General features: G+C 65.0%; 29 protein-coding genes. 16 read left to right on the forward strand and 13 right to left on the reverse strand.

Going from position 1 to position 26,310, the window contains the following annotated elements; genetic code table 11:
- Nucleotides 1-44: 44 nt before the first annotated feature.
- From P9220_RS16180 to P9220_RS16225, 10 genes are all read left to right on the forward strand, one after another.
- Complete coding sequence (locus P9220_RS16180) at nucleotides 45-761, forward strand: c-type cytochrome (RefSeq protein ID WP_404989558.1); 717 nt, start codon at nucleotides 45-47, stop codon at nucleotides 759-761.
- 12 nt (nucleotides 762-773) lie between these two features.
- Nucleotides 774-2,054: a c-type cytochrome gene (locus P9220_RS16185; protein WP_404980264.1), complete on the forward strand. Its 1,281-nt coding sequence runs from the start codon at nucleotides 774-776 to the stop codon at nucleotides 2,052-2,054.
- A gap of 14 nt (nucleotides 2,055-2,068) precedes the next feature.
- Nucleotides 2,069-2,227, forward strand: a complete 159-nt coding sequence (locus P9220_RS16190) for a hypothetical protein (protein WP_309766026.1) — start codon at nucleotides 2,069-2,071, stop codon at nucleotides 2,225-2,227.
- A gap of 4 nt (nucleotides 2,228-2,231) precedes the next feature.
- Nucleotides 2,232-2,798: a cupredoxin domain-containing protein gene (locus tag P9220_RS16195; protein ID WP_309766027.1), complete on the forward strand. Its 567-nt coding sequence runs from the start codon at nucleotides 2,232-2,234 to the stop codon at nucleotides 2,796-2,798.
- The gene (locus P9220_RS16200) at nucleotides 2,788-4,413 is read left to right on the forward strand and encodes a b(o/a)3-type cytochrome-c oxidase subunit 1 (protein ID WP_309766028.1); all 1,626 of its coding nucleotides are present in this window, start codon (nucleotides 2,788-2,790) and stop codon (nucleotides 4,411-4,413) included. Before P9220_RS16195 ends, P9220_RS16200 begins: the two co-directional genes overlap by 11 nt.
- Nucleotides 4,410-5,213, forward strand: a complete 804-nt coding sequence (locus P9220_RS16205) for a c-type cytochrome (RefSeq protein ID WP_309766029.1) — start codon at nucleotides 4,410-4,412, stop codon at nucleotides 5,211-5,213. Before P9220_RS16200 ends, P9220_RS16205 begins: the two co-directional genes overlap by 4 nt.
- A 2-nt stretch (nucleotides 5,214-5,215) precedes the next feature.
- A complete protein-coding gene (locus P9220_RS16210; RefSeq protein ID WP_309766785.1) occupies nucleotides 5,216-5,722 on the forward strand; it encodes an N-acetyltransferase in 507 nt (168 codons plus the stop codon).
- A 123-nt stretch (nucleotides 5,723-5,845) separates the two neighbouring features.
- A complete protein-coding gene (locus tag P9220_RS16215; protein ID WP_309766030.1) occupies nucleotides 5,846-6,889 on the forward strand; it encodes an NAD(P)/FAD-dependent oxidoreductase in 1,044 nt (347 codons plus the stop codon).
- Between the two features lie 15 nt (nucleotides 6,890-6,904).
- The gene (locus tag P9220_RS16220) at nucleotides 6,905-7,615 is read left to right on the forward strand and encodes an extensin family protein (protein ID WP_309766031.1); all 711 of its coding nucleotides are present in this window, start codon (nucleotides 6,905-6,907) and stop codon (nucleotides 7,613-7,615) included.
- Nucleotides 7,616-7,726: 111 nt separating this feature from the next.
- Entirely contained in the window at nucleotides 7,727-8,302 is a 576-nt protein-coding gene (locus P9220_RS16225; RefSeq protein ID WP_309766032.1) for a hypothetical protein, read from the forward strand.
- A gap of 37 nt (nucleotides 8,303-8,339) precedes the next feature.
- On the opposite strand, the gene P9220_RS16230 is transcribed toward P9220_RS16225, so the two are convergent.
- Complete coding sequence (locus tag P9220_RS16230; RefSeq protein WP_309766033.1) at nucleotides 8,340-8,684, reverse strand: hypothetical protein; 345 nt, start codon at nucleotides 8,682-8,684, stop codon at nucleotides 8,340-8,342.
- A 203-nt stretch (nucleotides 8,685-8,887) separates the two neighbouring features.
- Between P9220_RS16230 and P9220_RS16235 the strand changes: the two genes are divergently transcribed.
- The 3 genes from P9220_RS16235 to P9220_RS16245 all read left to right on the forward strand — a co-directional run bounded on the left by P9220_RS16235 (nucleotide 8,888) and on the right by P9220_RS16245 (nucleotide 10,666).
- The gene (locus P9220_RS16235; protein WP_404980265.1) at nucleotides 8,888-9,511 is read left to right on the forward strand and encodes an OmpW/AlkL family protein; all 624 of its coding nucleotides are present in this window, start codon (nucleotides 8,888-8,890) and stop codon (nucleotides 9,509-9,511) included.
- A gap of 204 nt (nucleotides 9,512-9,715) precedes the next feature.
- The gene (locus P9220_RS16240; protein WP_309766034.1) at nucleotides 9,716-10,222 is read left to right on the forward strand and encodes a hypothetical protein; all 507 of its coding nucleotides are present in this window, start codon (nucleotides 9,716-9,718) and stop codon (nucleotides 10,220-10,222) included.
- 42 nt (nucleotides 10,223-10,264) lie between these two features.
- On the forward strand, nucleotides 10,265-10,666 hold the full coding sequence (locus P9220_RS16245) for a GFA family protein (protein WP_309766035.1): 402 nt from the start codon (nucleotides 10,265-10,267) through the stop codon (nucleotides 10,664-10,666).
- Nucleotides 10,667-10,673: 7 nt separating this feature from the next.
- On the opposite strand, the gene P9220_RS16250 is transcribed toward P9220_RS16245, so the two are convergent.
- Entirely contained in the window at nucleotides 10,674-11,684 is a 1,011-nt protein-coding gene (locus tag P9220_RS16250; protein WP_309766036.1) for a zinc-binding alcohol dehydrogenase family protein, read from the reverse strand.
- Between the two features lie 178 nt (nucleotides 11,685-11,862).
- On the opposite strand from P9220_RS16250, the gene P9220_RS16255 reads away from it, so the two are divergent.
- Entirely contained in the window at nucleotides 11,863-12,696 is an 834-nt protein-coding gene (locus tag P9220_RS16255; RefSeq protein WP_404980266.1) for an NAD-dependent protein deacetylase, read from the forward strand.
- Here the strand turns inward: P9220_RS16255 and P9220_RS16260 are convergent.
- A complete protein-coding gene (locus tag P9220_RS16260; RefSeq protein WP_309766037.1) occupies nucleotides 12,693-13,946 on the reverse strand; it encodes an aminotransferase class V-fold PLP-dependent enzyme in 1,254 nt (417 codons plus the stop codon). The two genes, P9220_RS16255 and P9220_RS16260, sit on opposite strands and share 4 nt — an antisense overlap.
- Before the next feature lie 253 nt (nucleotides 13,947-14,199).
- Here P9220_RS16260 and P9220_RS16265 point away from each other — a divergent pair, with 253 nt between their 5' ends.
- Nucleotides 14,200-15,756 carry a methyl-accepting chemotaxis protein gene (locus P9220_RS16265; protein ID WP_309766038.1) on the forward strand — a complete coding sequence of 519 codons (1,557 nt, stop codon included), beginning with the start codon at nucleotides 14,200-14,202 and terminating at the stop codon, nucleotides 15,754-15,756.
- A 429-nt stretch (nucleotides 15,757-16,185) separates the two neighbouring features.
- Here P9220_RS16265 and P9220_RS16270 read toward each other — a convergent pair whose 3' ends face one another.
- From P9220_RS16270 to P9220_RS16300, 7 genes are all read right to left on the reverse strand, one after another.
- Nucleotides 16,186-17,169: an MDR family oxidoreductase gene (locus tag P9220_RS16270; RefSeq protein ID WP_309766039.1), complete on the reverse strand. Its 984-nt coding sequence runs from the start codon at nucleotides 17,167-17,169 to the stop codon at nucleotides 16,186-16,188.
- Between the two features lie 70 nt (nucleotides 17,170-17,239).
- Nucleotides 17,240-17,677, reverse strand: coding sequence for a PRC-barrel domain-containing protein (locus tag P9220_RS16275; protein WP_309766040.1), 438 nt, complete (start codon nucleotides 17,675-17,677; stop codon nucleotides 17,240-17,242).
- A 163-nt stretch (nucleotides 17,678-17,840) separates the two neighbouring features.
- Complete coding sequence (locus tag P9220_RS16280; RefSeq protein WP_309766041.1) at nucleotides 17,841-18,056, reverse strand: DUF2945 domain-containing protein; 216 nt, start codon at nucleotides 18,054-18,056, stop codon at nucleotides 17,841-17,843.
- A gap of 54 nt (nucleotides 18,057-18,110) precedes the next feature.
- A complete protein-coding gene (locus P9220_RS16285) occupies nucleotides 18,111-18,533 on the reverse strand; it encodes a DUF1810 domain-containing protein (RefSeq protein ID WP_309766042.1) in 423 nt (140 codons plus the stop codon).
- Between the two features lie 31 nt (nucleotides 18,534-18,564).
- Nucleotides 18,565-19,521: an aldo/keto reductase gene (locus P9220_RS16290; protein WP_309766043.1), complete on the reverse strand. Its 957-nt coding sequence runs from the start codon at nucleotides 19,519-19,521 to the stop codon at nucleotides 18,565-18,567.
- Between the two features lie 61 nt (nucleotides 19,522-19,582).
- Nucleotides 19,583-19,936 carry a winged helix-turn-helix domain-containing protein gene (locus P9220_RS16295; protein ID WP_309766044.1) on the reverse strand — a complete coding sequence of 118 codons (354 nt, stop codon included), beginning with the start codon at nucleotides 19,934-19,936 and terminating at the stop codon, nucleotides 19,583-19,585.
- Nucleotides 19,937-20,196: 260 nt separating this feature from the next.
- Nucleotides 20,197-20,763 carry a hypothetical protein gene (locus tag P9220_RS16300; RefSeq protein WP_309766045.1) on the reverse strand — a complete coding sequence of 189 codons (567 nt, stop codon included), beginning with the start codon at nucleotides 20,761-20,763 and terminating at the stop codon, nucleotides 20,197-20,199.
- A gap of 926 nt (nucleotides 20,764-21,689) precedes the next feature.
- Here P9220_RS16300 and P9220_RS16305 point away from each other — a divergent pair.
- Entirely contained in the window at nucleotides 21,690-22,925 is a 1,236-nt protein-coding gene (locus P9220_RS16305) for a hypothetical protein (protein ID WP_309766046.1), read from the forward strand.
- Here the strand turns inward: P9220_RS16305 and P9220_RS16310 are convergent.
- The 3 genes from P9220_RS16310 to P9220_RS16320 are packed head-to-tail and all read right to left on the reverse strand — an operon-like array spanning nucleotide 22,922 to nucleotide 26,280.
- Nucleotides 22,922-24,682 (reverse strand): chloride channel protein, encoded by a 1,761-nt coding sequence (locus P9220_RS16310; protein ID WP_309766047.1) that lies wholly within the window; start codon nucleotides 24,680-24,682, stop codon nucleotides 22,922-22,924. The two genes, P9220_RS16305 and P9220_RS16310, sit on opposite strands and share 4 nt — an antisense overlap.
- 34 nt (nucleotides 24,683-24,716) lie before the next feature.
- The gene (locus tag P9220_RS16315) at nucleotides 24,717-25,127 is read right to left on the reverse strand and encodes a MarR family transcriptional regulator (protein WP_309766048.1); all 411 of its coding nucleotides are present in this window, start codon (nucleotides 25,125-25,127) and stop codon (nucleotides 24,717-24,719) included.
- Nucleotides 25,128-25,134: 7 nt separating this feature from the next.
- The gene (locus tag P9220_RS16320) at nucleotides 25,135-26,280 is read right to left on the reverse strand and encodes an HPP family protein (RefSeq protein WP_309766049.1); all 1,146 of its coding nucleotides are present in this window, start codon (nucleotides 26,278-26,280) and stop codon (nucleotides 25,135-25,137) included.
- Nucleotides 26,281-26,310: the final 30 nt, after the last annotated feature.

Here is a 26,310-nt window from a genome sequence, read left to right on the forward strand (position 1 = left end):
CAAACGTCGCAAATGCCGGACACGCGGCTCAGCGCAGCGCCCGGATGGTGTTCTCCGCGCTCTTCGCGTTTTGCAGTATCGCGGCGTTCGCCGCAGACGCGCCGACGGCGAGCGCCGCGGGCGCGCCGCTCGAACGCGCACCGGACACGATGCAGGCTCGCGTGATGGGATGCGCCTCCTGCCACGGCGCGCACGGCGAGGGCACCGACAACGATTACTTCCCGCGCCTGGCCGGCAAGCCCGCAGGCTATCTCTACAACCAGTTGCTCGCGTTTCGCGACGGGCGCCGCAAGTACCCGCCGATGAACTACCTGCTCGCGTATCTGCCCGATGCCTACCTCAAGCAGATCGCCGATTACTTCGCCGCCGAACGTCCGCCGTTCCCGCAGCCCGGCCCCGTCACCGTCGACGCCAAAACGCTCGATCTCGGCAAGACGCTCGTCATGAAGGGCGATCCGTCGCGCAAGGTGCCGGCGTGCGTGAGCTGTCACGGCGCGTCGATGAGCGGCATGGAGCCCGCGATTCCCGGCCTGCTCGGCCTGCACGCGGACTACATCAGCGCGCAGCTCGGTGCATGGCGCTACGGCACGCGAACGACCTTCGCGCCCGACTGCATGCGCCAGGTTTCGCAACTTCTGAGCGAGCGCGACATCACCGCGATTTCCGCCTATCTCGCTTCGCTCCCCGCGCCGGCCAATCCGGCGCCGGTCGCGGCCGGATCATTGAAGATGCCGCTCGCCTGCGGCAGCGTTCACAACTGAAGAGGACCCGACGTGCTTCGTTTCCGACAACTTGGGGCGCTTGCCATAACGGTCCTGATCGCGGTCCTGATCGCTGCGTGGATCGGGCCTGTCAAGGACGCGGCCGCGCAAGCCAGGACTTATGACGCCGCCACCGTCAAGCGCGGCGAGTATCTGGCGCGTGCGGGCGATTGCATCGCGTGTCACACGTTGCCGGCGGGCAAGACCTTCGGCGGCGGCCGCCCGATGGAGACGCCGTTCGGCACGCTCTTCACGCCGAACATCTCATCGGACAAGGAGACGGGACTCGGTCAATGGACCGCCGACGAGTTCTACAACATGATGCACACGGGCCGCTCGCGCGACGGCTCGCTGCTTTATCCGGCGATGCCGTTCACCTCCTATACGAAGGTCACGCGCGCCGACTCCGACGCCATCTACGCGTTCCTGATGTCCACGCCGCCCGTGCATCAGCCGAACCGTCAGCATGAACTGCGCTTTCCGTTCAACCGGCGTGAACTGCTGCTCGGCTGGCGGTCGCTGTTTTTCAAGCAGGGCGAGTATCAGCCGGACCCGAAGCAGTCGGTCGAATGGAATCGCGGCGCGTATCTCGTCGAAGGGCTCGGGCATTGCTCGATGTGCCATACCGCGATCAACGCGCTCGGCGGCAATGTGTCGTCGAAGGCGTTCGAGGGCGGGCTGATCCCGATCCAGAACTGGTATGCGCCTTCGCTTACGTCGAACCGCGAGGCGGGGCTGGGCGACTGGAGCATCGACGAAATCGTCGGCCTGCTGCATGCGGGCGTGAGCAATCGCGGCGCGGTATATGGGCCGATGGCCGAGGTCGTCTACGACAGCCTGCAATATCTGAGCGAAGAAGACGTGCGCGCGATGGCCGTCTATCTGAAGGCGCTGCCCGCGCGCGCCGGCGACAAGTCCGAACCGCCGAGCCAGGCCGTCACGGAGCAGCGCACGAGCCTCTCGCCGCTCGGCAAGAAGATTTATGACGCGCAATGCGCCGAATGCCATGCCGCGCAGGGACAGGGCAAGCCGCCCGATTTTCCGCCGCTCGCGAACAACCAGTCCATCGTGATGAGTTCCGCCGTGAACCCGATCCGCATGGTGCTGAACGGCGGCTATCCGCCCGGCACGTTCAAGAATCCGAAGCCTTACGGCATGCCGCCGTTCGCGCAATCGCTGTCGGATGTCGAGGTCGCGGCGGTGGTCACGTATATCCGCACGGCGTGGGGCAATCGCGGCGCGCCGGTATCGGTGAAGGAAGTGAACGAACTGCGCTCCGCACCACTTTATTGAGCATCGACGACACCATGAACGAAGATCCCAACGAAGACGCGAACGTCGATGAAATCGTGAGAAGCGGCCCCGGCGGTGCGCTCGCCGTCGCGGGCGTCGCGACGGCCATCGTCATCGGAAGCTGGTTCGTCTTCTACTTCGCCGTGTTCTTGCCGCGCGGCGTCATTCAGTGAACCTATGGCCATCAATCCGCATTCACACGAAGTCGCCGAACGCGTCGAAAAACGCTGGGCGATGCTCGTCATCGCGATCGTCGTCGTGCTCGTCGCGATGGTCGTCTACACCGGCCTGCACTGGGCGATGATGCCGCCTTCGCGCGTCGAGACCGTGCGGCCCGAAACGCTGCACGTGTCGGGCGAATTCATCGAAAGCAATCTCGGCACCGCGCCCGAAAGCGACGGCTCGGTGACGGTGCGCGTCGTGGCCCAGCAGTACTCGTTCACGCCGCAGTGCATCGTCGTACCCGCAGGCGTGCCGGTCACGTTCCGCGCGACGAGTTCGGATGTCGTGCACGGCTTTCTCATCACCAAGACGAACATCAATTCGATGCTGGAGCCGGGCTATGTCTCGACCTTCAAGACCACGTTCGACGAACCCGGCGACCATCTGATGCCGTGCCACGAGTTCTGCGGCGTCGGCCATCACGGCATGTGGGCGCATGTGAAGGTGATCGATCGCAACGAGTTCATGCAGATGGCCGACAAGCTGCCGGCCGATTCGCGGAGACTGTCCTGTGTTAAATAGCAAGCGCCTCATCCTCGCGCACTTCTGGCTTGCGTTCATCGCGTTCGGCGTCGCGCTCGTGCTCGGCGCGTGGCAGATGTTCGCGCGCAGCCCGCTCTTCGCCGGGCTGCAGAATCCCGAGATCTACTATCGCTCGGTGACGGCTCACGGCTCCGCGATGGGCTACGTGTTCCCGACGCTCATCGCGATGGGCTTCGGCTACGCGGTCACGGAACTATCGCTCAAGCGCACGCTCGTGGGCGTGCGCTGGGCGTGGATCGGCTTCTGGCTCGTCGCGGTCGGCTCCGTCATGGCGATGATCCCGGTCGCGATGGGCCTCGCCTCCGTGCTCTACACGTTCTATCCGCCGATGATCGGCAGCGCGTTCTATTACCTCGGCGTGGTGCTCGTCGTAGTGGGATCGTGGATCTGGGTCGCGCTGATGTCGGTGAATCTGCACGCCTGGAAGCGCGACAATCGCGGCAGGACCGTGCCGCTGCCGATGTTCGCCACCGTCGCGGGCGCGTATCTGTGGGGCTGGACGGCGGTAGGCGCGGCCATCGAAGTCCTGTTCATGATCCTGCCGGTGGCGCTCGGCTGGAAGTCCACGATCGATGCCGGCCTCGCGCGCGTGTTCTTCTCGTGGACGCTGCACGCGATCGTCTATTTCTGGCTGATGCCCGCGTATATCGCGTATTACACGATCATTCCGCGCGCCATCGGCGGACGCCTCTATAGCGATGCGATGGCGCGCATCTCGTTCATCCTGTTCCTCGTGGTCTCGATGCCCATCGGCATTCACCACCTGTTCGCCGATCCGCAAGTGGGCTCGGGCTTCAAGTTCATGCATTCGGTGTTCACCGCGCTCGTCGCCGTGCCCACGCTGCTGACCGTGTTCACCATCTGCGCATCGGTTGAGATCGCGGCGCGGCTGCGCGGCGGCAAGGGCGCGTTCGGCTGGGTCAAGGCGCTGCCGTGGAGCAATCCGATGATGCTGGCCGTCGCGTTCTCGTTCGTGATGCTCGGCTTCGGCGGCGCGGGCGGCCTCATCAACATGAGTTATCAGCTCGACTCGACCGTTCACAACACGCAATGGGTGACGGGCCACTTCCATCTGATTTTCGCGGGCGCGATCGTCATCATGTACTTCGCGATCGCCTATGACCTCTGGCCGCATCTCACGGGCCGCGCGCTGCAGAGCATCCGCCTCATGCGCTGGCAACTGTGGCTGTGGTTCATCGGCATGATCGTGCTGACGTTCCCGTGGCATTACACCGGCATTCTCGGCATGCCGCGACGCATGGCGTTCTACGACTACGGCGATCCGCAGATCGCGCATCAGGCCGCGTCCGTCATCATGTCGGTCATCGGCGGCTTCATTCTGGTCGTGTCGGCGGTGCTGTTCTTCGTCGTGCTGATACGCGGGCATCGCGCGCAGCGAGTGAGCGTCGAGCAATACACGTTCAGCCGCGCGGTGCATGAGCCGCGCACGATTCCGGTCGCGCTGAATAGCTTCGCGCTGTGGCTCGCGCTGATGATCGGCCTCACGCTCGTCAACTACGGCTATCCGATCGCGCAGCTTCTCGCGCGCTCGGATACATCGGTGCCCGCTGTTCCCATCGGAGCGCAGCGATGAACGACGAGCGCCTCTTCACTTTCCGCAATCGCTGGTTCGCGACCAGCGTATTAGGGACGATCGGCATCGCGGCGGTATCGGCGGTGATCGGCTTCGTGTGGCTGCCGTCCGTTCAGCGCGGTGCGTCGTTCACCGGCATCTGGAATGCGATCTGCAGCGCGGCGGGCGTGCCGCGCAACTGGTATTCGGGCGATACGAATGTAGAGCCGAAAAAGAAGCTCAGCGCCGTCGAAGTGACGCCGCAACTGCTCGCCAACGCAAGCGCGAACTCCATCGGACGCGGCGCGACGCTCGCCCTCCGATGCACGATGTGCCACGGCGAACGCGGCATGAGCGAAGCGAATTCGCCGAATCTCGCGGGGCAGTATGCGTCGGTCATCTACAAGCAACTGATCGATTTTCAGACGGGCGCGCGCAACAACGCGGTGATGTCGCCGATGGCCGTCAACCTGAGCGATCAGGACATGCGCGATCTCGCCGCGTACTACGCGAATCTGCCGAGGCCGCCCGCGCAGCGCAAGGTGAGCGATGCGCTCGCGCCGACGATCGTGTCCCACGGTGCGCCGATGCGCAATATCGCGCCGTGCGCGGCGTGTCATGGCGGCATCGACAACAAGGCGGGCAGCCCGTGGATCGATGGTCTTCCGGCGGCCTATACGAAGTCGCAGCTGATCGCCTTCGCCAACGGCACGCGCACCAACGACATCAACGAAGTCATGCGCAACGTCGCGCGCAACATGACGCCCGAAGAAATCGACGCGGCTTCCAACTACTATGCGCGGGAGCTGAACAGGCAGTGAGCATCACGTTCGATATTCGATGCGAGCGGCCGTCCGACATCGCGGCCATCGCTGCGTTGACGGCGGCTGCGTTTCTCGATGCGCCGCACTCGAGTCACACCGAGCACTTCATCGTCGACGCGCTTCGGGAAGCCGGGCGCTTGTCGGTGTCGCTGGTGGCGGTGGAGGGCGGCAGCGTGATCGGGCATGTGGCGCTGTCGCCCGTTCTGATCGATGGACGCGACCAGGAATGGTTCGGCCTCGGACCGCTCGCCGTCGCACCGGTGCGGCAGCGGCAAGGCATCGGCAGCGCGCTCGCCGCACACGCGCTCGGGCGGCTGGAGGCGTCCGGCGCGGCAGGCTGCGTCGTGCTCGGCGATCCCGCGTATTACGGCCGCTTCGGCTTCAGCGCGACTCCCGCGCTCGTGTTGCCCGGCGTTCCCGCGCCGTATTTCCAGGCGCTGAAGTTCCGCGGCGCGATGCCCGCGGGCATCGTCTCCTTCGACGACGCGTTCAACGCGCGAGGCTAGACAATCGCCGCTCGAAGGGCAGGGGCTTCGTTGCTCCGTGCCGACGCTTTCTGTATCGTGGACCGAAGAATGCTGTGCGACAGGCGAGAAGCACGCACAGCCGCACTCACGGAAAACGATCACATGGAACCACACAGCAGTCCGATCCGCACCGACGTGTTGATCATCGGCGCGGGCCCCGTCGGGCTTTTCGCGGCGTTCGAGGCGGGCGTCATCGGGCTTTCATGCCATATCGTCGATGCGCTCGGGCGGATCGGCGGACAATGCATCGAGCTTTATCCCGACAAGCCGATCTACGATATTCCCGCGATTCCGTCATGCACGGCGCGCGAACTCGTCGATCGCCTGATGACGCAGATTCGCCCGTTCGACGTCCCCATTCATCTGTCGCAGCGCGTGCAGACGGTCGTACAGCGGGACGATCATCGCTGGACGGTGCAGACGGAACAGGGCCTGACCTTCGATGTGGCCGCCATCCTGATCGCGGCCGGCAACGGCGCATTCGTGCCGCAGCGTCTGCAAGTGCCGCAAGCCGATGCGCTCGAAGATCGCGACGTGCTCTACAGCGTGCCGCGCATCGACGATTTGCGCGATCGCGACGTCGTGATCGCGGGCGGCGGCGATTCCGCGCTCGACTGGGCGCTCGCCCTATGCGGCGTCGCGCGCAAGCTGACGCTCGTGCATCGGCGCAACGGCTTCTCGGCGGCAGCGGCGTCGGTCGCGGCGATGAAGAGCAAGGTCGAAGCGGGCGCGATGAATTTCGTCGTCGGCATGATCGATTCGCTCGACGCGCCCGACGATGCGCTGCGCGCCGTGCGAATCAAGCACATCGAGGGCACGACGGATATCGCCGCCGACAAGCTGCTCGTGCTGTACGGTCTCGTCGCGGACCTCGGGCCGATCGCGCAGTGGAACCTCGACGTGCGCGGCGGGCGCATCGAAGTGGATACTTCGAATTACGAATCGTCGCGGCCGGGCATCTTCGCGGTTGGCGATATCGCGCAGTATCCGAACAAGCAAAAGCTCATTCTGTCGGGCTTTCATGAGGCATCGCTTGCTTTGCGCCGAGCCTATGCGTATGCGTATCCCGACAAGAAACGCGTGCACGTCCATTCGAGTTACGACGCGAAGCTCGCCGAGCGCGTGCAGGCCAGTGCCGCCGAATAAGGCGCGGTGCCGGCGATGATCGCGCGCATCGCCGGATGGCTGTTGCTGCTTGGGTTCGTGGCGGCGCTCGCGTTGGGCTATGCGGTGTATTCGCGGCGCATCGCCGTGCCCGAGCGATACGATCCGTTCGCGCCGCTGGATGTCCGCGCCCCGCGCGGTCCGCTCACCGCGTACAAGCTCTGGCGCGCAACGCATGACCCGAAGCTCTGCGACGCCGCGCTCGCAAAGTCCGGCTTCGTCTATAAGCCGATGGCCGACACGACGGGCGCAGGCGGCTGCGAGCTGAAAGACGTGGTGCGCGTCTCGCAGTCGGAAGACGTGCGCTTCAGCGCGCCGTTTCTCGCAACATGCCCGCTCGCCGTCGGCATGGCGTTCTTCGAAGCGCAGTATCTCCAGCCCGCAGCCGTCGAAGTGTTCGGGAAGCGCGTTGCGCGCATCGAGCATGTGGGCAGCTATGCGTGCCGCAACGTGAATCATCAGAAAGACGCGGCGCTGAGCCAGCATGCGAGCGCGAACGCCATCGACCTGACGGGCTTCGTGCTTGCCGATGGAAAGCGCATCACGCTCAATGACTGGAACGACGCCGGCTCGCTCGATGCGGATTTCCTGCGCCGCGTCCACGACGGCGCGTGCCGTTCTTTCGATACGACGCTCGGCCCCGACTACAACGCGCTGCATCGAACGCATTTCCATGTGGACATGGGCCCGTATCGAATCTGCCGATGAAAACACGCCGCATGGTGAGCGGCTTCAGGTTCGATAGAATCGACATGAACGCGGCGCTCGAGCACCACCGGCGCTCGCCCTTAATTCACCCTTTACCGAACGGAAGAGCGAATGACGAAAGAGGCCGCCACGCAAGAACCCTATGAACGACGCGCACTGCTGCTGCATCTCGGCGATGTGCTGGAGACGGTCTTTTGCCTGAGCCAATGCGCCGACGACTACGCGAGCATCGGCGATGCGGTGCGCGGCAACGATGCGCTCGCGAGCTTCACGCTGCTCGGCTTCGTCGATCAGCGCATGACGCCGCGCGACTTCATTCGTCGTGCGTCGGGCGCATTCTTCATCTGGCCGAAGGCGCTGCTCGACGCGTCGCTCAATCGTCCCATGCTCGCGAGCACCGTCAAATCCGATCTCTTCGACGACAACGCGGCCGGCTGGCGCGCCTATGTCGACGAGCGGCGCGCGGAAGTGGGCTGGTTCGGCGAGGACGTCCCCGAAGTCGCTCAGAGCGCGGCGCCAGCGCATCCGGCAGTGGCTGAGCCTGAATCCGAGCCGGTGCCGGCGCGCGAAACGAAGAAGGAAAGCGTCGCGCCGACAAAGCCCGTCGAGGCCAGCACCAGAAAGGAAGTCAGCGCGAAGAAGGAGCCGTCGCGTTACGCGACGTGGCCCTGGCCGAACAAGAAGTAAGCGCAAGCGGCGACATGCCGCTCGCACCAATCAAGCGTCAGGGCTTCTTGCCCATGCTGCCCGCATCGGTGTCGAAGCCGATGCCGTTCGGCCTTTTCGGCGGCGGCTGTTTTCCCGCCGATGTCTTGCCCGAGTCCGTTTTCAACGCGCCGCTCGCGGCAGTGGCCGCGTGGCCCGGCGGCGTCACGTTGCGCTCTTGGTAAGCCGGCGTGCTGTCGTTATCCAGCCGGCTGGGTTTCGGCGAGTTCGGTTGGGTTTCCTGTTGCCCGGATGGCTTCGGCGTGGGCGTGGCCGTCGGATTCTGCGCGTTCGCGGTCATCGCAATCGTGCCGCCGATGAGCATCGCCGCGACGCCGCCGAGTATCTTCGAAGTGGGTCTCATCTCGTCCTCCGTATGTTCTGCGGTTTGTTCTGTCGAAGCAAACACCGGTCCTGCCGCGCTCATTGTTTGTCGTCGCGCAAGGTTGCGCGTGGCGCGCGCATCGGCCGAAACGGTGGCTTGTCGGCCATCAAACGCTCGTGCATTCGCCCCCGAGACAATCAGGCTTTCAATGGGGAAAGCAAATGGGAAGAAGTCTCGGAGCAATGGTCCTGGCCTGTGCGTCGCTGTTCGCCGGTGCGGCGCATGCGGACCCTGCGGTATCGACGGGCGATACGACGAGCGGCATCCACGCCGGCGATGTCCTCGTGCGGCTTCGCGCCATCAGCATTCAGCCGCAGGTCAGCGCGGGCGGCGCGCTCGGCTCGCTCGGCGTCGACGTGAACAACGCGATCGTTCCCGAACTCGACTTCACATACATGATTCGCGATGACATCGGCGTCGAGCTCATTCTCGCGACGTCGCGGCATCAGGTGACGTCCGATATCGGCGGGCTCGGCGGCGTCGGCGTGCTGCCGCCGACCGTGCTGCTGCAGTATCACTTCAATCATCAGGGACGCGTGCGCCCATACGTCGGCGCGGGCCTCAACTACACGTACTTCTATAACGACAAGCTCAAGGCCGGGGATACCCCCGTCGCCATCAGGCGGAGCAGCTTCGGCCCCGCGCTGCAGGCCGGCGTCGACGTGCAGGTGACGAAGACGCTCTTCGTCAATGCGGACGTCAAGAAGATATGGATGCGTACGAGCGCGTCGGCAGGCGGCGCCGATCTCGGGTCGCTCAAGATCGATCCGTGGGTGCTCGGTCTGGGCGTCGGCATGAAGTTCTGATGCACGCGCTTCCCCGGTAACACGAATTTGGCGGAAGAAGCCGGTGCTTCTGGCGTGGTGCGCGCAATGACGCGCGCGGTATCCTTGACAGCAGGCCCGGCGCAGACTCGCGGCCCTTTGCCGAACGACGCGCAGCCAACGGAGAGGCGCGAAGGGCGCGAGACTGCAACGACTAAAAACACCGCATCGGGGAAACGCACGCCAATGAAACCTTCCACTTACGCGGGATTCGCGTTGCTCGCGGTGTCCTGCACCGCGCTCGCACAGCAGCCGATGACGTTGCCCGGCCGCAGTCAAAGCACGTGGCAACAGTCCGTCGATACGGCAGCCTGCTACGCCTTCGCCAATCAGACCACGAAGGTCAACATGGCGCGTGAATCGCAAACGCCGCCGAAGCACAGCGAGACCCAGACGCGCACGCTGATTTCGCCGCGTCCCGTCGAGCCGCCGCTGCCGGCGGTGCCGTCGGGCGCGCTCGCCGCATCCGGTGCTTCGGGCGCGGTCGCGGCGTCGGGGGCTTCGGCGACAGTGGCGGCGGGCGCATCGGCTGCGATGCCGGCGTCTGAGGTGGCGATGCCCTCGGGCGCTTCGGATGCGATCCTCGGCGGCGATATGAAAATGCCGCCGCTGCCGCCACCGGAACCACCGATGGCCCGCTACTGGCGCGCCTATAGCGACTGCATGCAGGGCAAAGGGTATTTCGTGCGATAGGGTCGCGGTATCCTGCGAGGGCGGCCACATCGGGAGCCACGCATGAACCGAACTCCGATCCACCAGGGACACTGCGCATGCGGCGCAGTCAGCGTGAGCGTCCTCGCTAAGCCGAAGGACGTGAATCTGTGCCATTGCATGACATGCCGCCGCATCCACGGCGCGCCGTTCGCCGTCTATGCGATCTTCGAACGCGATGCCGTTCAGGTCTCGGGCGACACCATCGCCTGGCAAAGCTCGTCGACGGGCCGCCGTCATCATTGCCCGACATGCGGTTCGCCCGTCTTTCTCGCCTTCGACGGCGTGCCGGAAATCGAAGTGCCGGCCGGCATCTTCGATGAACCCGGCCTTTATCCGCCCGCCTACGAGATCTGGTGCAAGACGGCCGAGCCGTGGCACGACGCTCGAGGGCGGCCGCGTTATCCGCGCAGCCGCCCCGACTAACGCCGCTTCAGCATTCGACGATCGCCTTCACCACGCCGGCCTTTGGGTCGAGCAGCGTCGAAAACTTTTCGGGCACGTCGTTGAGCGCCAGGCGGTGCGTGTTGAGCGCATCGGTCGGAACCTTGCCCGCGCGCATCGCGGCGAGCACGGTTTCGAAGTCTTCCGGCGTCGCGTTGCGGCTCGCGAGCAGCGTCGCTTCGCGCTTGTGGAATTCGGGATCGGCGAACGAGAGACGATCCGGCACGATCGACACGAGCACGTACTTCCCGCCGTGCGCGATGAACTCGAAGCCGCGCTCCATCGCGCGCGGATTGCCGGTCGCATCGAAGACCACATCGAAGAACTCGCCGTTCGTCAGTTGCGACAGTTCTTCCTTGTCGCGCTCGCCGATCTGCACGGTCGAATCGACGCCCAGCTCGCGCCGGCAGAACGCCAGCCGGTCCTCCCGCGTGTCGAGCGCTGTCACGTTCGCGCCGCGCAGCCGCGAGAACGTGATGGCCGCCATGCCGATGGGCCCCGTGCCGACGACCAGCACGCGTTGCCCCGGCTGCACGTCCGCGCGCCGCACGGCGTGTGCGCCGATCGCGAGAAATTCGATCATCGCGGCCTGATCGAGCGTCACGCCTTCCGCCTTGTGGACGAACTGCGCGGGCAGGTTCAGGTATTCGGTGAACGCGCCGTCGCGATGCACGCCGAGCACCTGGATATTCACGCAGCAGTTGGTCTTGCCCTGACGGCACGCGACGCACTTGCCGCACGACAGATACGGCATCACGTAGACGGTGTCGCCCGCCTTGAGGCCGCTCGACGCGTCCGCTTCCTCGATCACTCCGGAAAGCTCGTGGCCCATCACGCGCGGATACGACAGATACGGCTGGTTGCCGGTGAAGATGTGCAGGTCCGTGCCGCACACGCCGACGCGCTTCACGCGCAGCAGCACTTCGTTGTCGCCGCGCTGCGGTTTCTCGCGCTGTTCGGCCTTCAGGGTTCCGGGAGTTTCGCAGATGACGGTCAGCATCGTGGGTCTCGTTCTAGGTGAGGGCAGGGAAGCGCATCAATCTATCGATGTGACGGCGTTTGGTCAAGCCAGTTATTCACCCTACACAAGTGGTAAGGCCACTTTTGAACCGCGCCGCCGAGCGCGCCCGCGCGTTTGCCCGTATATTTCCACGATACTTCGGCTCAAGAGACGGCACGTGCTTTCACTTCATGACTTCGTCGAGCGGCATCCGCGGCTCTTCGTGCTTTCGGGCGCGGGCATCAGCACCGAGTCCGGCATTCCGTGTTATCGCGACCGCGATGGCCAGCGCACCGGCCGCGCGCCGATCATGCTCAAGGACTTTCTCGATTCCGACTACGCGCGCCGCCGATACTGGGCGCGCAGCATGATCGGCTGGCCGGTGGTCGCGAATGCGAAGCCGAACGCCGCGCATCATGCGGTGCGGGCGCTGGCGGCGCGTTCGCGGGTGCATCGGCTGGTGACGCAGAATGTCGATGGACTGCATACGCGCGCCGGCAATCCCGACGTGATCGAACTGCATGGGAACATCGGGCGGGTGCGCTGCATGACGTGCGGCGCGCGGCACGAACGCGCGGCGGTGCAGCGGCTGCTCGAAGCGGCGAACCCGGATTTCATCGGCCATACCGCGCCTGCGGTGCCGGACGGCGACGCGCTGATCGAAGACCTCGACTTCGCTGCTTTCGATGTCCCGGGCTGCACGCATTGCGGCGGCATGCTGAAACCCGATGTCGTTTTTTTCGGCGAGAGCGTGCCGCGCGAACTGGTTCACGACGCGGCGAGCGCGCTCGATGCGGCGGACGCGATGCTCGTCATCGGCTCGTCGCTGATGGTGTATTCGGGCTTCCGGTTCTGCGAATGGGCGGCGAAGAGCGGCAAGCCGATCGCGGCGATCAACATCGGCAAGACGCGAGCGGATGCGCTGCTCGCGCTGAAGGTCGAAGCGCCTTGCTCCGATGCGCTCAACGAGCTGATCGACCGGCTCGACGAGCGCGCCTCGGCCGTGCGCTAGGCTGCTTCGCGGGCGAGCACCGTCAGCGCGTCGACGAGCCTTTGCACGTCGGACATGCGCGTGAACAGCGCCGGCGTGACGCGCACGACTTCGCCGGCGTCCGGTCCCGGCCGCGTCACCGTGAAGACGCCGAAGCGCTCGCGCAGCGCATCGCTCGTGGCTTTGGGCGACTGCCCGTGCAGCCGGAACGCGCTGATGCCCGCTGTCATCGACGGTCCATCCGGCGTCATGACCTGCACGCCCGGCAGCTCGCGCGCCGGTCGGACCCAGGCATCGCGCAACGCGCGCAGACGCGTTTCCTTGGCATGCGCCCCGATCCGGCGATGCAGTTCCAGCGCGGATGGCAGCGTGAGCCATGCCGCGAAGTTCGGCGATCCGGTATGCACGCGCGCGCGGATGTCATCGGCGGGCCAGGTGCGGTCGCCGAGATACGGATCGATCGCGCCAACATGTCCCTTTCGAATGAACATCGCTCCGCAGCCGAGCGGCGCGCCGATCCACTTGTGCAGATTGAGCGCGACGAAGGGCGCATCGAGCGACGGCACGTCGAAATCGAGCATGCCCCAGGAGTGCGCGGCATCGGCGATGACGTCCGCGCCGGCATCCTTCGCCATCGCCGAGATTTGGGCCACGGGCATGATGAGCCCGGTCGCAAAGCACACATGCGAGACCAGTACGAGCCGCGTGCGCGGATGCGCCCGCAGCGCCGCCGCATACGTCTCGATCACGCGCTGGCGGAATGCGTCCTGCGACGCGCCCGGCTCGGGAATCGTGATCCGCACGGGCGTGACGCCACGCCGCTCGCGTAGCCACTCCATCGCGTCCTTGCCGCAGGGGTAATCGAGGTCGCTGTAGAGCACCGTGTCGCCGGGTGCGAGGCGGTGATAGCCGCTGATGAGCGCGAGCAGCGCTTCGGTCGCGTTGCGCGTCAGTTCGATTTCGTCGATGCCGCAGCCCATCGCCGTCGCCACGCGCTCGCGCAGGCCATCGTGAACTGCCGGCCAGTGCGCGCGCACGAGCGTGGTCGTCTCGTAGTTCACGCGATCGGTCCAGTAATGGAACATCGATTTGACCGGCTCGGTCATGGCGCCCCAGTAGCCGTTCTCCAGATTGATTAGCGCGTCCGACTGTCGATACAGCCCGCGCACGGCGTCCCAGTAGTTTTCGTCGACGCCGAGCGCGGGCGTCGGCGGCAGCGTGGCGATTGCGGCTTTGAATTCGGGCGTGCGGAGGTCGAGCAGATCGGACATGAGGTGTCGTCTGGAAGCGGGAGTCGCTCAGTATCGCCGAATCTCCGAATTTCCGACGCGCCGGGCAGCCCGCATGGACGAATGTCCGACGATTCGTACGGGTGAAGCCTTAAGAGCGGCGGGAACGCGCCGTAAATAGAGGCAAGAAGAGCGTCCCGCGTTCTCGTGCAGGCAAACGTTACCGAGTGCGGTTTCGTGCATGTGCGGACGACAGGCGCCAGTCATTCCGACCCATCCAGGGAAAAGGCCACAAGTGAATCTCCATAACATCACGATCAAGAACAAGCTCATTGCCGGCTTCGGCGTGCTCGCCGTCCTCGTCATGGTCGTCGCGGGCGTGTCGCTGCGCGCGCTGTCGGTCGCCACCGATGACTTCACCCACTACGTCCACGGGATCAACGCCCGCGCCGATGTGGCCGCTCAGGTCCGCACGGCCGTCGACCGCCGTGCGATCGCGGCGCGCAATCTCGTGCTCGTCACGAAGCCAGCCGACATCGATCTCGAAGAGGCCGAAGCGCTCCGCGCGCACGACGACGTGAAGGCGCGACTCAGGCAACTCGACGACATGATCGCCGCCGCGGCCGATACGAGCGAGCACGCACGCGCGCTCGTCGCCGAAATGAAGCGCGTCGAGGCGCTCTACGGGCCGGTGGCCACGGACATCGCGGGTCTCGCGCTCGGCGGGCATCGCGAAGAGGCCATCGTCAAGCTCGACGAAGCGTGCCGTCCGCTGCTCGCGCAACTGGTCAAGGCCACGGACGACTACATGACTTACACGAATCATCGCCGCGACGAGATGGTGCGTGCGTATGAGGCGAACTATCGGATGCAGCGCAATCTGCTGGTCGCGATGTGCACGATCGGCGCGCTGTTCGCGGTGCTGGCCGGGATCGCGATCACGCGTTCGATCACTGCGCCGATCGGCGTTGCGGTGGATGTCGCCCGGACGGTCGCGCGCGGCGATCTGCGCAGCCGTATCGATGCGACGAGGAAGGACGAAACGGGCGACCTGTTGCGCGCGCTGGCCGAGATGAATGCCCGCCTGACCGAGACCGTCGGCCGCGTGCGCGAGAGCAGCGGCGCCGTGGGCGGCGCGGCGAAGGAACTGGCGAGCGGCAATACGAACCTGAGCCAGCGCACGGAGGAGCAGGCGGCGTCGCTGGAGGAGACGGCGGCGAGCATGGAGCAACTGACGTCTACCGTGCGGCAGAACGCGGAGAATGCGCAGCAGGCGAGCGCGCTGGCGTCGAACGCGTCGGAGGTGGCGAGAAAGGGGAGCGACGTGGTGGGGCGCGTGGTTTCGACGATGCAGGGCATCAGCAACAGTTCGACGAAGATTGCGGAGATCACGGGGATGATCGAAGGCATCGCGTTCCAGACGAACATTCTGGCGCTCAACGCGGCGGTGGAGGCGGCGCGGGCGGGCGAGCAGGGACGCGGCTTTGCGGTGGTCGCGAGCGAGGTGCGCAGTCTGGCGCAGCGTTCATCGACGGCGGCGAAGGAGATTCGCGAGCTGATCGCGGGTTCGGTGGACCAGGTGCGCGGCGGCTCGGCGCTGGCGGGCGAAGCGGGCACGACGATGACCGAAGTGACACAGGCGATCGCGCGCGTGACGGACATCATGGAAGAGATCGCGGCGGCGTCGGCGGAGCAGGGACGCGGCATCGAGCAGATCAATCAGGCGATCACGCAGATGGATCAGGTGACGCAGCAGAACGCGGCGCTGGTGGAGGAAGCGGCGGCGGCATCGCAGGCGCTGGAGGATCAGGGGCGCAGGCTGGAGGAGGTGGTGAGGGTGTTTGCGGTTTGAGGCTGCAGTCTGTCGGTCTGTCTGGACGAAGCGGATGCACTGCTTCATCCAGACATGCTCGGTGAGTATTGTCCTGCGGCGGTGATAGCGACGCTTCACGCACGGACTGAAAGATGGCGACTTATTGCGTTCCCGGGCGTCTAGCCAGATTCCGGCAAAGCAAGGACCATCCGGTTCTTCTGGTCAAAAGAAAACCTGGGAAGCTGCTTGCACGAGGAATCGGCGGGACGCCTGCGACGGCTCTTGCGCGGCGCTGTGTCTATCTTTCTGGCATGGTCAGCCGTCCGGGCAGCTCGTTCTTTGCCGTTTGTTTCCCTTCGGTACTCGTGGCTGCGGCTTCGGACGGCATAAAGGCGGCGCGACGTCGACCTTACTCGGACGGTGAGTGACAAACCGCAGCCCTTAAAACGAGACGTCAAACCCGCTCGTTCACCCATTCACATCCACGACAACCCGCCCCTTGACCTCCCCGCGCAACAACTGCCCAGCGACTTCCACGGCCTGAGAAAGCCCAACCGTCGCCGCAACCCCTTCGATGATCGCCGCAGGCAACTCATCGGCGATCGCATTCCAGGCAGCGATCCGCCGTCCACGCGGTACATAAACGCTATCGACTCCCAACAACGCAACACCGCGAAGAATAAACGGCGCGACCGTCGCCGGAAAATCCATCCCTTGTGCAAGGCCGCACGCCGCGACCGCGCCGCCGTAGCGCAAGCTCGCGCAGACGTTCGCAAGCGTATGGCTGCCGACGCAATCGACCGCCGCCGCAAAGCGCTCCTTCTGAAGCGGCTTGCCGGGCTCGGAAAGCGTCGCCCGATCGACGATATCCGCTGCGCCCAGCTCACGCAGCCGCGCGGCTTCCTCCGGCCGTCCCGTCGATGCCACCACGCGATACCCACGCTTCGCAAGAATCGCCACCGCAAAGCTGCCGACCCCGCCGTTTGCGCCCGTCACGAGCACGTCGCCATCCTGCGGCGCGACGCCGTGCTTCTCGAGCGCCTGCACGCACAGCATCGCCGTATAGCCCGCAGTGCCGACGGCCATCGCCTGACGCGCCGTCAGGCCGCCGGGCAGCGGGATCAGATGATCGCCCGAGACCCGCGCTTTCTGAGCGAGCCCGCCCCAATGCGTTTCGCCCGCGCCCCAGCCGTTCAGCACGACCGCGTCGCCCGGCTTGTAATCCGCATGCGTGCTTTCCTCGACGATGCCCGCGAAGTCGATGCCCGGCACCATCGGAAACTTGCGCACGACCGGCGCCTTCCCGGTGATCGCGAGCGCGTCCTTGTAATTGAGCGTCGAATAGTCGATACGCACGAGCACCTCGCCCGTTTCCAGCCGGGATTCGTCGATCGACTGAATGGACGCGACGGTGCGATCTTCCTGTTTGTCGAGCAAGAGGGCGTTGAACATGAGCGTTCCAGTTGGCGATTGGGACAAGCAGCGGCAACCCGCGCCGCTGCCCGGACACATCCTGCGCGAATCAATGATGCTCGAAATCCGCGCGCGCAACCGGCGTCGCCTTCACCTTCGTGTACTGGAATTCCGGCAGCGCCTTGATCGCGTCCTTCGTCGCGCCCGCGAGCACGAGCTTGCCGTTCTTGAAGTCGAGTTGCTCGACGGGAATGGCGACATCGTGACGCGACACGCCGAGGAACTGGTTCGCCGAGATGATCGCGAAAGAAACCGAACGGTCGGGCGCGACGATGATGTCGTGGATCACGCCGACGCGCGCGCCCTGGTCATTGACAACAGGTTTGTTGAGAATGGACTTCCTGACACTCCATCCGTCGATGATCGCGGTCGACACTTCGACCGACACGCCGAGCGGCTGCGCGCCCGCGACCTGCGCGAACGACTGAGCGGACACGAGCCCAATGGCCGACGAAGCGATGAGCGATGCCACGAGTTTCAAGTTCATTCGATGCTCCTCAAAAGATTTGGCAGACGTTTCTCGACTTGACACGCACAGGCTTCGTCGGCGCTTCATCGACGAAGGAACCGTGTAGCGCGGTAGCAGTGTGACCGTTTACCGTGGCTTCTGCAGGAATCGTGACGCGTCGCATCACGCGCGGCGGCCGCGCTCAGCGGGAGATTCGCTTCAGCGCATCGCCCTTGTGCACGGCGCGTTTGCCGCTCTTGTCGCTTTCCACTTCGTAGTGCGGATCGTCGTGCGACGCATTGACCGTATGACCGTCGAGCTTCGTGCGCTCGGAAATCACCCGCACGATGCGGCCGGTCGTTTCGCCTTGCGGCGTGTTCCAGCTCACGTGGTCGTGCAGTTTCAGGCTGTGACTCATGACGTTATCCTCGGATGATCGCAACGCCCGCGGCCCGCGCAACGGCCATGCCCGTCAGCGCAGCCGCGCAAGCGTCGCGTCGTCGGGGCGGCCGCCGAAGTAGCGGCGCAAGGCTTCATCGAACACGGCGGGGTCGGGCGCGCAGCGGGCGAAGAGCGTCATCGACGAATGAAACTTCATGTCGTCCGGATAGCCGAAAATCTCTTCGATGCCGCGATCCCGCATGCCGTTGACGATGCCCGTCAATTCGACGAGCCGCGCGCCCAGCACCGGATGCGCGAGATACGCCTCGGCTTCGGCGCGCGACTGAATCGCATAATGCTGCGCCATCTGGCTATGTCCGAGCCCCGCGATCTGCGGGAACACGAACCACATCCAGTGCGTGCGCTTGCGGCCTGCGCTCAGCTCGGCGCGCACGTCGTCGATGACGCCGGCTTGCGCATCGACGAAGCGTTGAAGGTGAAACGGATCGCTCATCGCGCGTCTCCCGTCGCGTGCGTGAATGCGCTCAGGCTACGGCTTGCGCGATGCGCTCCCGCAGCGCCGCATCCGGATAGGCGCCGATGCCTGCGCGCACGTTGTCGATCATGTATTCGCGCCGTCCCGTGCCGGGAATCACGCACGTCACGGCCGGATGGCCCAGCACGAACTTGAGCAGAAGCTGTGCCCAGCTCGTGCAGCCGAGTTCGGACGCGAACGGCGGCAAGGGCCGGCCGCGCAGCCCCGACAGCAGCGATCCGCCGCCGAACGGCTGATTCACGATGACCGCGACGCCGCGTTCCGCCGCGAGCGGAAGCAGGCGCGCTTCGGCGTCGCGGTCGTTGGCGGCATAGTTGATCTGCACGAAGTCGACGCGCTCCGAGCGCAAGACCGCTTCGACCTGGGGAAACGCACTGGACGTGTAATGCGTCACGCCGATGTAACGGATGCGTCCCGCCGCCTTCCAGTCGCGCAGCGTGGCGAGCTGCGTGCGCCAGTCGAGCAGATTGTGAATCTGCATCAGGTCGATGCGCGGGGCGGCGAGGCGGTGCATCGACTGCCGCATCTGCGCGACGCCTTCCGCGCGGCCCTCCGTCCAGACTTTGGTGGCGATGAACGCCTTGTCGCGGGCGTGGAGTTCCGTGAGCAGCGCGCCGGCGACGGCTTCGGATGTGCCGTACATCGGCGAGGAATCGATGACCGAGCCGCCGGCCGCGAAGAGCACCCGCAGCACGGCGGCGAGTTCGGCGCGGCGGGCGGGATCGTCGCCGACATCGAATGTGCGCCAGGTGCCGCATCCGACGATAGGCAACGCTTCTCCCGTCGATGGAATGGGGCGCTTGAGCATCGGCGAAAATTCGGCTGATCCGGCAGTCGATACGTCCCCGGCTTGCGCATAGAGCGCAACGGCCGTTGCGGCGCGCAGAAAGTCTCGCCGGGCGGTGACGATGCTGTTGGGAGCGGTCGGTTTCAGGGCGCGGCTCATGGCGTGATGTTCCTTCGCGTTCGAGCCCCAGCATAACCCGCCCCGTCGGACCGGGCGCGCGCTACTTCTTCTTCGCTTCTTCCAGGCAAGCGGCGAGTTGCTCGAAATAAGCGAGCGCCTTGCCCGTGGGCACGACCGACTTCGTGCGCAGATCGGCGCCCGTTTCGTCCAGCCTGACGAGGCCTTGCTCCTTGAGCCGCGTGAGCTTGCGATGCACGGTGGCCGGCGCGCCCGCCATCGACAGCGCCATCGTCTCGGTCACGGTCAGCGCGCGGCCGGTATGCCACGCGGCCGTGAGCGCTTCCAGCAGCCGTTCCTCGGCGGCATCCAGTTTCGGCACGGATGGCAACGCCTGAACCGCCTGCGCGAGATTCAGGAATCGGAAATAAGCGTCGACGAGGTGTTTATTGGCCATGATGATGCGCTTCCTTCGGCGCTGCGTTGAGTTGCTTCGGTGTGCGGTTCATCATACTCGGTCGCGCGCCGACAGAAAGTAACTTATCAAACTGATAAGCGACTGCTATCATGCAGTCATCGGGTTGGCGATGATGGACATACGTCATCGTCTACGCGAGAACCTGAGAGAACAAGAGAAAAGTGGTGTGCCGCGCCGCCTCGTTTCGTGCGAGGCGGCATTTTTTTATGGGCTCGCGCTTTGTCGCGTGGTTCATCGTGCTAATCGCCTGGGCGGCGTCGCAATGGCGCGAGCGTCATTATCGCCCACAAGGTCAGCTTGATCGTATAGATGATAATCAGACTGCCGGATAAATCGCCCACCACCATCACCATGAAGCGCTTGTCGGCGCCTGCGATTTCACCGCGCATTGCAAGCCAGAGCTGATGCAGCAACGGACTCGCGATTGCGTAGAGCACGATGAGCAAAAGCAGCCTGCGCGCCGTGAGATTCGACAGTGACGTACGCAAGCCGAGCACGCGCGTCGCGAAAAGATAAATCAGGTACGGCGCGAGCGCCGAGATGGTGCCGTACATGAATGAGCGCACCGGGTCGTCGGGGAAATACAGGAAAATGCAACTGACCCACGCGGCGCATAACATGCCGATTGCGCCTGCATCGCCGAAGAGGAGCGTGCATAAGAGCCGCATGCCTGCTGGCAGATAGATCCAGTTCGCGCCTCGCACATACTCCGAAGCCGGAAAGAGCAACTCATTCGCGACGAGCGTCACGAGAAAGAGCGCGGCTGTGCTCGCGATGATTGGCGCACGTTGACGCAGGTATTCCATGATGAATCGATGTTGCTGGTCCACTGGCGGGGCGAGACTGTAGCACGGTGGCATGGCATTATGGAGCAACATTTCGTCGACGCTTACCGGGCAATGCTCGCGATAATCGTCACATCGACGTGATGGGACAGTGCAATATGAGTCAGAAAAACAAGACTGAACAGCACCAGAGCACGGAGGAATGCGGCTAGTCGAACAGGCGGTGGCGAATTCCGATGTCGCTCTGCAAGTACGCTGCCGCGTTTTTTGCCTTTCCATCGCTTGGCGGGCGATTCGGCTCCGTCCGTGCTGCACCGGGTACAGAAACTTTTGTTTTTCATTTCTTGCCTCGAATACGATTTTTTTAGAGAAGTGGGATACCTCGGAACTGCCAGAGTTCGTGTTGAAGATCGTATAGAGAGTTGCCCACTGAAATGAACTAGATATTTCCTATTTACTAGCGGGTAATCGGGGGAACAGCGTCCTTTGCGCAGTGAATGAGCGAAGTCGATTGACGAGAAGAATATGTCTCTCGAACAACGCTGCCAAAAAGACGCGAAATGCCTGGGACCTTCTCGGGATTTAGCCGTTCCCCGCGTACTAAAAGACGACAGCTTCGGGATAACGGTATCGGGCAGAAAGAGGAGTTTCAGCCGGACTGAAACTCCTCTAAGGTCTCCGCAGAGCGGAGGAGCAATGATTAACCTACATCATCTCTGAACTTCCAGATGGTCTATCTCTGCGCACGCAGAGCAATACAAGCAAGCCGTAAAGAAACGCCGACATTACGGTGCAGCGACCATATCAACAAGCGCACCGGATTGCAAACCGGGACGCGGTGCAATCCGGTGCGATGCGAGCACGTTTCAACCTTTCTTTGCATCCGCGTCAGCGCGCCGCATTACCATATCGTCCAACTGAGCCTAAGCCTTGCCGGACCGCCCCAAATGAGCTCCACCCTGCGTATCACCATCGACAACGTTCGCGCCTTGCGCCTGGCGGGCCGCGCGTCCGAGGCGCAGGCGATGATCCGCCAGCTCGCGGCATTGCCGGACCAGGGCGGCGTGTGGACGGGGCAGCTGGGCGTCGATATGCATTGCCTCGGCATGCACGCCGAAGCGGAATCGCTGCTCAAACGCAGCCTCTGCGATTCGCTGAGCGACCTCGTCCGCTATCAACTCACCGAGGAATTGCTCATGCTGTTGTACGCGCGGGGCAAATACCATGAGGCGCATGCGCTTTACCGCATGAACCGCGATCTGCCGCGCGCCGAATGGCTGCTCTCCACGCTATTCAACGGCGATCAGTCGTGGATCGATCTGATGAAGCCCAAGTTGCTCGGCTTCGACGAACCCGTCGCCGGCAAGTCGATCCTGCTGTTCACGGAGGGCGGCTTCGGCGATCTGGTCCTGTTCTCGCGATACATCGACGCCCTGTTGAACGACGGCGCGCGCGAAGTGGTGATAGAGGCGTTCGACTTCTGGACCGATGTCATCCGTCGGCGCCCCGGCGTGCGCACCGCCGAACCGACGCACGAAGCTCGCATCGCCGAATCGCATGGGTGCGACCGTATCGCCACCGCGTTCCATCTTTGGCCGCGCTATCAGGCTTCGCCGTATTTCCCCCAGCACAATCCCGCCGCGCTGATCTCGCTCGACACCGCGCGGCCTTTGCCGGCCGAAATCCGCGCGATGCTCGCCGAGGGAGAGTCGCGGCTGAAAGTAGGTCTCGTGTGGCGCAGCACGAGCGGCGTGCGGCATGAGCCGTATCGCTCGATTCAGCTGACGCAACTGGCCGACGTGCTCGCCGTTCCGGGTTGCCGCTTCTATTCGCTGCAAGTGGGCGATCTGAGCGATGCCGAGCGCGCCATGATGCGCGCACACGATGTCGCCGACCTCGCGCCGCACGTGCACAGCTTCGGCGACACGGGCCGCGCGTACGAGCAACTCGATCTCGTCATTTCCATCGATACCGGCGCCGCGCATCTGGCGGGCGCGCTGGATCGTCCGGTGTGGATGCTGCTCGCGCAGGCCTGCGATCACCGCTGGTACGACTGCCGGCGTTATACGCCGTGGTATCCGTCGATGCGGCTTTATCGCCAGGAGCAGCTGGGCGACTGGTCGGCGCCGCTTGCCGATATGCGGGCGGATCTGGCGCAGTTGGCGGCCACGAGACGCGCTTAGGGCTTTTTCAGGGCCGCGGCGCGCCGGAACGTCCGGAAACGTTCCCGCCGATGCTCCTCGTCGAAGTGCGCGCGCGCCGGCTTCACCAGATCGCTGCGCGACACGATGCCCACGAGCGTCATCGACGTCGCGTCCGTGACCACCGGCAGGCGCTCCAGTTCATGCACCGCGAGACGCGTCGCGGCCAGGCGGCAGGGCTCGCCGGGAAACGCGACCACCGGCGCGGCATCCGCGCGGCGCGACAGCGCTTCGCCGGCAGTCGTGGCATCGGAGGCATCGAGCAGGGCCGCGCGATCCAGCATGCCGACGAGCGCGCCGTCGCGCACCACCGGATACGCCCGATGCGCCTGCTGCGGCCCGAAATGCTGCGCGAGGACATCGTCGATCGGCGTGGCGGCGTCGATCGTGCGGACATCGCGCGTCATCACTTCGTCGACATGATGACGCTCGAGCGGATCCACGCCGTATTCGCGATAGATGTGATACCCGCGCCGCGCGATTTTCTCGGTCATGATCGAGCGGCGCATGACGACCGTCGCGAAACCGTGGGCGACGAGCGTGGCCGCGAGCAGCGGCAACAGCGCATTGCTGTCGTGCGTGAGGCCGAACGCGAACACGATCGCGGTCAGCGGCGCGCCCAGTGTGGCGCCCAGCGTCGCAGCCATGCAGACGAGCGGCCATAGCGCGGCGTCGTGGCCGGGCAGCACCGCGCCGAGTACGGTGCCGAGTCCCGCGCCCAGCATCAGGAGCGGCGCGAGCACGCCGCCCGAGGTGCCCGACGCCAGCGCGACGACCCAGATCACCGCCTTGACGGCGAGGATCGCGAGCGCAACCTGAATCGCAATGTGCTGATGCAGCAGATCGCCGATCACGTCATAGCCCACGCCCAGCGCGCGCGGCTCGATGAATCCGCCGATGCCGACCACCAGCCCGCCGATCGCCGGCCACCACATCCAGTGCAGCGGCAGCTTGCCGAACGCATCCTCGAGCTTGTAGAGCGCCGCGGACAGCCCCGAGGCCAGCGCACCCGACAGCAAGCCCGCGACGAGGCAGGACAGCAGCGACAGCATCTCCGGCGGCTCGGTCTGCATCGGGAAAAGCGCGCCGGTGCCGAAAACCATCGCGCGCGCGAAGCCGGCCACCGCGCAGGCGAGCGCCACCGGCAGAAAGCTGCGCGGCCGCCATTCAAAGAGCAGCAGTTCGACCGCGAGCAGCACGGCCGCGACCGGCGTGCCGAACACGGCGGTCATGCCCGCCGCCGCGCCCGCGACGAGCAGCGTCTTGCGCTCGGCCGCCGTCACGTCGATGCACTGCGCGATCAGCGAACCGAGCGCGCCGCCCGTCATGATGATCGGGCCTTCCGCGCCGAACGGCCCGCCGCTGCCGATGACGATGCCCGACGACAGCGGCTTCAGCACCGCCACTTTCGGCGACATGCGGCTCTTGCCGAACAGAATGGCCTCGATCGCTTCGGGGATGCCGTGGCCGCGAATCTTCTCGGAGCCGAATCGCGCCATCATGCCGACGATCAATCCGCCGATCACCGGTATTGCGATGACCCACGCGCCGAGCGTGTTGAGCGCAGGCGAGCGGTCCGCGATGGAGAAAGCCCCGAAAAAGAACAGATTGGTGAACAGGTGGATGAGCGCGAGCAGCACGGCCGCCGCGAGCGTGCTGATGCCCCCGATGATCGCCGCGAGTCCGCAGATGCGCAGCAGCCTGTCGTTGACGGAGAAGTCGCGTTTGTGATGATTCATGCTTTCGCTCCAGAACCAGAAAACTGCGGATGACTCAAAGGTCGATCTGCGGCACGCGAAACGCGCCTTGCAGCGACTTCAGCTCCGCGCGATGCAGTGCCGCCAGCCGCGCGAGCACCTGTTCGCCGCGCGCTTCGAGATGGACCTGAACCTGCCGCCGGTCCTCCGCGCTGGGTTCGCGTCGCACGAGCCCGAGCGCCTCGCATCGCGTGACCAGCGCGACCACGCCGTGATGCTGCGATTGCAGCCGTTCGGCCAGCTCGCCGACGGTCGCCCATGCGCGGCCCGGGTAGCCCTTGATATGCAGCAGCAACAGGTATTGCAGCGGCGTGATGCCTTCCTCCTGCGCCGCGCGCTCGGAGAATCGCTCGAACCGCCGCATCTGATAGCGGAATTCGGATAGCTGTTCGAAGTCGGGCTTGGCGAGCGTGCGCGGGGGTTTCATCGATCGTTCACGCGCTCTTGCGCTCGCCGGCGAAGCTCTGCCGGTACAGCCCCGATATCAGGTCGGTTTCGGTGATCATGCCGACGAGCCGCTCGTGGCCATCCACCACCGGAATGTGATGGTGGCCGAAGTCCGCGAACATCGGCACGAGCTCGGCGATGGCCGTGCGCGCGTCCACGGTGCACACGTCGGTCGTCATCAATGCGGCGATGCGCGGCGGCGTCGCCGATGCGTCGCGCATGATCCGCTCGACAGCGCGCGCAAACCCGCTGCGGGGCGTCGCGCGGAGGGCGGGCGCAATGTCCGCGCGCGTGACGATGCCGATCACACGGCGCGTCGCATCGATGACGGGCAGCGCCTTCACGCGATGCTTGAGCAGCAGCGACAGCGCCTCCTGTGCCGTCGTTTCCGGCGACACGGCGACGACCCCGCGCGACATGATGTCCGCGCACGCGAACTCGGTGAAGCGGCGCGCATAGGCCTGCAATTGCGTTTCGCGCAGCAGCGCTTCGAGATCGTCCGGATCGATGTCGAGCATTTCGCTGCGCCGCGCCAGCACGGCTTCGAGATCGGCGCGCAGGAAAGACGCGGCATCGGGCGTCTTCGGCGCAACCTGCGCGACGTGCGGATACCGGTGCCCCGTCAGCGCATGGAACACGATCGCCGAGCCCAGCAGCGCGAACGACTGGATCGCGACCGGCGCGAGCACGAAGCCGTAGCCGAGCGCGTGGATCGACGGCCCGCCGAGCACCGCCGTCAACGCGACCGCGCCCGACGGCGGATGCACGCAGCGCAGCGCGAACATCGCGCAGATCGCGAGCGCAATGGCGAGCGCGGCGGCATCGACCGGATCGTGGATCAGCGCGGCGCACGTCACGCCGACGATCGCGGAGACCAGATTGCCGCCGATGATCGACCACGGCTGCGCGAGCGGGCTCGCGGGGACCGCGAACAGCAGCACGGCCGACGCGCCCATCGGTGCGATCAGAAACGGTATCGCCGATGCATCACCGACCAGCAGATGCGCGATGCCGCCCGTCAGCGCAATGCCGATGAGCGCGCCGACGCCCGCGCGCAGGCGTTCGGTCCAGCGGAGCGTGACCGGAGCGGGAAGGAAGCCGTGTAACCAGCGGAGCAAAGCGGGGCGCGACACGTTGCTTGATCGTGAAGTGGAGATGGCGAA

The organism is Caballeronia sp. LZ016 (genome assembly GCF_031450805.1).
Classification (GTDB): domain Bacteria; phylum Pseudomonadota; class Gammaproteobacteria; order Burkholderiales; family Burkholderiaceae; genus Caballeronia.

Excerpts from the sequence above, each read along its gene's own strand:
- P9220_RS16180 (WP_404989558.1), top strand. The coding sequence starts at position 45 with ATGGTGTTCTCCGCGCTCTTCGCGTTTTGCAGTATCGCGGCGTTCGCC.
- P9220_RS16190 (WP_309766026.1), top strand. The coding sequence starts at position 2,069 with ATGAACGAAGATCCCAACGAAGACGCGAACGTCGATGAAATCGTGAGA.
- P9220_RS16195 (WP_309766027.1), top strand. The coding sequence starts at position 2,232 with ATGGCCATCAATCCGCATTCACACGAAGTCGCCGAACGCGTCGAAAAA.
- P9220_RS16205 (WP_309766029.1), top strand. The coding sequence starts at position 4,410 with ATGAACGACGAGCGCCTCTTCACTTTCCGCAATCGCTGGTTCGCGACC.
- P9220_RS16215 (WP_309766030.1), top strand. The coding sequence starts at position 5,846 with ATGGAACCACACAGCAGTCCGATCCGCACCGACGTGTTGATCATCGGC.
- P9220_RS16220 (WP_309766031.1), top strand. The coding sequence starts at position 6,905 with ATGATCGCGCGCATCGCCGGATGGCTGTTGCTGCTTGGGTTCGTGGCG.
- P9220_RS16225 (WP_309766032.1), top strand. The coding sequence starts at position 7,727 with ATGACGAAAGAGGCCGCCACGCAAGAACCCTATGAACGACGCGCACTG.
- P9220_RS16230 (WP_309766033.1), bottom strand. The coding sequence starts at position 8,684 with ATGAGACCCACTTCGAAGATACTCGGCGGCGTCGCGGCGATGCTCATC.
- P9220_RS16235 (WP_404980265.1), top strand. The coding sequence starts at position 8,888 with ATGGTCCTGGCCTGTGCGTCGCTGTTCGCCGGTGCGGCGCATGCGGAC.
- P9220_RS16240 (WP_309766034.1), top strand. The coding sequence starts at position 9,716 with ATGAAACCTTCCACTTACGCGGGATTCGCGTTGCTCGCGGTGTCCTGC.
- P9220_RS16245 (WP_309766035.1), top strand. The coding sequence starts at position 10,265 with ATGAACCGAACTCCGATCCACCAGGGACACTGCGCATGCGGCGCAGTC.
- P9220_RS16250 (WP_309766036.1), bottom strand. The coding sequence starts at position 11,684 with ATGCTGACCGTCATCTGCGAAACTCCCGGAACCCTGAAGGCCGAACAG.
- P9220_RS16260 (WP_309766037.1), bottom strand. The coding sequence starts at position 13,946 with ATGTCCGATCTGCTCGACCTCCGCACGCCCGAATTCAAAGCCGCAATC.
- P9220_RS16270 (WP_309766039.1), bottom strand. The coding sequence starts at position 17,169 with ATGTTCAACGCCCTCTTGCTCGACAAACAGGAAGATCGCACCGTCGCG.
- P9220_RS16275 (WP_309766040.1), bottom strand. The coding sequence starts at position 17,677 with ATGAACTTGAAACTCGTGGCATCGCTCATCGCTTCGTCGGCCATTGGG.
- P9220_RS16280 (WP_309766041.1), bottom strand. The coding sequence starts at position 18,056 with ATGAGTCACAGCCTGAAACTGCACGACCACGTGAGCTGGAACACGCCG.
- P9220_RS16285 (WP_309766042.1), bottom strand. The coding sequence starts at position 18,533 with ATGAGCGATCCGTTTCACCTTCAACGCTTCGTCGATGCGCAAGCCGGC.
- P9220_RS16290 (WP_309766043.1), bottom strand. The coding sequence starts at position 19,521 with ATGAGCCGCGCCCTGAAACCGACCGCTCCCAACAGCATCGTCACCGCC.
- P9220_RS16295 (WP_309766044.1), bottom strand. The coding sequence starts at position 19,936 with ATGGCCAATAAACACCTCGTCGACGCTTATTTCCGATTCCTGAATCTC.
- P9220_RS16300 (WP_309766045.1), bottom strand. The coding sequence starts at position 20,763 with ATGGAATACCTGCGTCAACGTGCGCCAATCATCGCGAGCACAGCCGCG.
- P9220_RS16305 (WP_309766046.1), top strand. The coding sequence starts at position 21,690 with ATGAGCTCCACCCTGCGTATCACCATCGACAACGTTCGCGCCTTGCGC.
- P9220_RS16310 (WP_309766047.1), bottom strand. The coding sequence starts at position 24,682 with ATGAATCATCACAAACGCGACTTCTCCGTCAACGACAGGCTGCTGCGC.
- P9220_RS16315 (WP_309766048.1), bottom strand. The coding sequence starts at position 25,127 with ATGAAACCCCCGCGCACGCTCGCCAAGCCCGACTTCGAACAGCTATCC.